Source organism: Sulfurimonas sp. (genome assembly GCF_018698455.1).
Classification (GTDB): Bacteria; Campylobacterota; Campylobacteria; order Campylobacterales; family Sulfurimonadaceae; genus Sulfurimonas.
Genome location: NZ_JABIOQ010000065.1, coordinates 1 through 3784, shown reverse-complemented (window position 1 = coordinate 3784; position 3784 = coordinate 1). Strand labels below are relative to the sequence as shown.

The window sequence follows — 3784 nt, the reverse complement described above, 5'->3', positions numbered from 1 at the left end:
TTGCCTACTTAACTATGTTGTTTTTAATTTATATTTTAACAACTCCTTATTTGGACTGGCGGTTTTCTGTGCTTCTTTTGTTAGCTTGTGCAGTTTCAGTTTGTTTAATTATTGCTATAAAATTTGTGGGGTCAAGGTATGAAACATTTTCCACTTAGTTATGCAGCAATTTCAGATAAAGAAGTTGGTTACTCGAACCCTTACGCTGCAATTAGGAAAATACCTCTTGGTACTATTAAACCGCCTTCTTACTATGGTGGTGGTGAGATTCCAGAAGAGGATATAGTCTACATAAAATTTGATGCTTTTGATACAGAAGATATTGAACGTAGTGCTTTTAATATTTTAATCTTGGCAGCTAGTGGTGACGGTAAGAGTAAATTGGCAAAATTAATTTGGAGTGTTTTGCATGACGCTAACTATTACTGTTTATATATTGATCCAAAAACAACAAATTCAGGTAATGCTAAGATTGCAGGGCCAAACAAGTTTCTCCCACCATTACTTAAACCTAAAGGAATAAAACTAAAACATTATTTACCTATGCCAGCAACTAAGGATTTTAATAAACAGGTTCACAATTTCAATTTATTCAGTTTAGATTTAAATGATTTGGATGAAAGGGATATGTGGATGGGTTTAGACTTCACTTCTAAGGGTGCTATGCGGATGTTAAAAATAATTTCTGAACTAAATAATAAAAAACTTTCTCTTAAACACATTGAAAACTATTTGAAGTTATTACATCATCAAAAAGATATAAATTCTCAAACAAAAAGTTCAATAGAAGACAGGTTATCAGAATTAGAATACTTAAGAATATTTGAACGCACTATAAACAAACTTGACTTAATGGACGACTTTAAACAAGGAAATAGTGTTTGTATCAGTTATAATAGTAGGGATAAACATTTTATGAGTTTTGATGTGGGTGAGAAGATTCGTCGTTTAGTAAAATCTCATCATGACGAGAACAACCCAAGAATAAATCCAGTAATGGTATTTCTAGATGATAGCAGTTATTATGCAAAATTTTTCAAGAAGCAAGACTTTAATCTGGCGGTGAGTGAGATACAAAACATAGGAAACAATTACCGAGCTTTAGGTATTTTTAACTGTATGATGGTTCAGACGTTAGGGATTATTGATGAAGACGTAGCAGAAACATATCCTATCAAAATAATCTCTCCTTTGTTTAAGAATCCAGAAAGTTTGCATAAAATAAATGTGCCAAAAGAGTTTATTCGGATGTTACAAGATAGTAAGAAACATTTAATTCAAGACGAAGACAAATATTTGTATGAATGGACTTTAGTTCAGGGTGGGAACCACGTTCAATTTTTCCCATTCATGCCTCCCTGTAACCACTTCAAAAGAGTTTACTTCCCTAAATAAGATGGAACAAGAAATAATAGATGCAGAAGAAGATAGCCACTTAGAAGCTATTAGAGAGAGCTTGAAAGGTAGTTACTTTAAAATTTGGAAAATGCTTAATGATAACAGTTTGCCTGCACAGATGATTACTCGTAGGAATATGTTTTATGTTTACAAATATGTTTACTTAAAGAACGAGAAAGGCAAACGGCAAAAACAGATTAATGTTTTGATGATAGCTAAGGCTTTGGGCCTACGTAGTGAATCAGTTGATAGCGCCCTCATTCGGTTGTGTTTTATGCGTAAGCCATTATTAAAGGTTTCAGCTATTGCAAGTATATCGAAAAACAGGAAAAGTCCAAAAGTAGTAAAGTCAATAAGGCTGGCATAAAGGTAAACCTTTATAGTTACGCCACCTATATAGTTACCGTAACAAAAAAGAGGAATTTAGAAAAAATGGAACCCACAAAAGACAGTTTATTGGCAAGAGCCGCACTTGAAAGATTACATCAAGAAAATCAGCGTTTGAAGCAGAATCTAGCACAAAATGGCTCTTTAGCTAGCCAACCACGCACGGTTTTGGATATTCATAAACGTCTAAAATTCTTAGAAAGACTTACTGAAAGGCAAGATATGACTATCAAACGAATCCATAAACGCCTTTTGAACGTAGAAGAAAAGAGTACTCTTGAAAAAAGACAATGGTTAGAACAAAATATTGATAAGCTAAATTTAGCTCAATTAAAAGAGTTAGTATAAAAAAACCCCCTGTGCAGGCAAGAATGGTTTACACCGCGCCTGCATCAAGAGGAAAAGAGGTGATGGATGGTTAATGTAGCGAGCATTCATATCTTTATAATGTTTTAGTTTCACAACGTAGTAGTATATCAATCGCACAAAAAATGGTTTTCATGTTGGTTTAATTTTAATTATCACTGCAACAATTGCTGCGACAATTACTGCGAAAAAAGTATAGGTTATTACTGAAGGAAATATTGAAGTAGTTAAATCAAAAATTTTTTTAGATACGAGTGGCAATCCAATTAATAATCCTAAAGTTAACCAGGGCAATAATTCTTCAAATGTGAAAATCTCTGTAATCTTTATTGTTTTATTTGCCATGGTCAAAACTTAGTCCTCAAAGTATATATTTGTTTAGTGTAACTTTCTGGTGAATACGCATTGGTTGTCTTTTTTCTACTTTTGAGTTATAGGGTTTTTTTAAATAATACTTAATCATTCAAATCAGCGATGGTACTAAAAAAGTGTAAAAAAAAGAGCGATAGCACACCCCCCTTTGTAAAAAAAAACTATTTTTATTCGTATATCATATCAGGGATAAAAAATGGATTAAATCTTAGCGAGATAGCAAAGAAATTAAACCTCTCTAGGCAAAGGCTAAACTATTATGTTTCTCCTCTTAAAAAGGCTAATGTGATAGCTAAGGTGAGTATGGGTGTTTGGGCCATAAAAAATGAAGACAATTTGCAGCACGTTGGTGTAAAAAATACTACTTCGGTAGGTTCCCAACCACTTCCCTTATCTGTAAAAAAACCAATACGTGGCCATGGTTTTGTATTTACTGTTAAGTTACCAAAAACAAAAAACTGGGAAAATCGTGAAAGTTATCTGAAATCAAGGGGAATTACTTACAAATCTATTAGTCAAGGTCAAAGCGTTTCAATAACTCATAGTGGCACTAAGTTTACAGTTTGGCTTTGTAGGCGTTCTTTAGTGGTATATTTTCCTAAGGGGCTAAGTTACTTTGGAAAAACTGCAAAAGGTTCTTATTTGCACGCTTTCAGCCAATTAAGCGAGGTTGTGCGTAAGGTTGAGTCTTTATTGAACGTTAATTTTCGTGTAAAAGGTAAGCTTGAAGTAAAAAGTAAGTGTTTCAGGCAACATTATGCGGAAATAAACAATGAATTAGCAGTACAATGTAACAACGACAAGGAAAAATTTGAGATTCGTGATGACCATGGTAAGTTATGGTTATTGATAGACAAATCTTTTAATCAGAATGAGTTAGAAACGGTTCATGGTGTCACAGCTCAAGTAGACATGGATAGGGTTGCTGCGCCTTTCTTTAACAGTTTGAGAGAGCATTACACTGCAACAGGTGAATCTATTACTATTAATTCTATTCTTAAGGGGCTTTCTGAGCTTCAAAAGATACAGTCTAACCAAACAGAGTTTAATAAGAGCTTGAATGATTTGGTACAAAACTTCGCATTAGAGATTGTGCAATTAAAAGAGGCACGACGATAATGGCTTGGTTTGATAGTGTCCCTAATGGCTTTTACATTGATTTAAGTAAGGTTCGACAAAGTAAGCCTCGTAAGATTCCTGACTTCTGCTGTAATTGCAATAAGAAGACTCAAGATAATAAGTTAGAAAGTTATTGGTGTGT

Annotated in this window: 5 protein-coding genes; 4 read left to right on the top strand and 1 reads right to left on the bottom strand. The window is 33.6% G+C overall.

Features of this window, described 5'->3' with window-relative positions:
• The first annotated feature begins 138 nt into the window (after positions 1-138).
• The 3 genes from HOG88_RS09675 to HOG88_RS09665 all read left to right on the top strand — a co-directional run bounded on the left by HOG88_RS09675 (position 139) and on the right by HOG88_RS09665 (position 2133).
• Positions 139-1395 carry a hypothetical protein gene (locus tag HOG88_RS09675; RefSeq protein WP_295005631.1) on the top strand — a complete coding sequence of 419 codons (1257 nt, stop codon included), beginning with the start codon at positions 139-141 and terminating at the stop codon, positions 1393-1395.
• A gap of 1 nt (position 1396) precedes the next feature.
• Positions 1397-1765, top strand: a complete 369-nt coding sequence (locus tag HOG88_RS09670; protein WP_295005629.1) for a hypothetical protein — start codon at positions 1397-1399, stop codon at positions 1763-1765.
• Between the two features lie 65 nt (positions 1766-1830).
• The gene (locus HOG88_RS09665; protein WP_295005627.1) at positions 1831-2133 is read left to right on the top strand and encodes a hypothetical protein; all 303 of its coding nucleotides are present in this window, start codon (positions 1831-1833) and stop codon (positions 2131-2133) included.
• 150 nt (positions 2134-2283) lie between these two features.
• On the opposite strand, the gene HOG88_RS09660 is transcribed toward HOG88_RS09665, so the two are convergent.
• Positions 2284-2496, bottom strand: coding sequence for a hypothetical protein (locus HOG88_RS09660; protein WP_295005626.1), 213 nt, complete (start codon positions 2494-2496; stop codon positions 2284-2286).
• Between the two features lie 129 nt (positions 2497-2625).
• Between HOG88_RS09660 and HOG88_RS09655 the strand changes: the two genes are divergently transcribed.
• Positions 2626-3642 (top strand): winged helix-turn-helix domain-containing protein, encoded by a 1017-nt coding sequence (locus HOG88_RS09655; RefSeq protein ID WP_295005624.1) that lies wholly within the window; start codon positions 2626-2628, stop codon positions 3640-3642.
• The last annotated feature ends 142 nt before the right edge of the window (positions 3643-3784 follow it).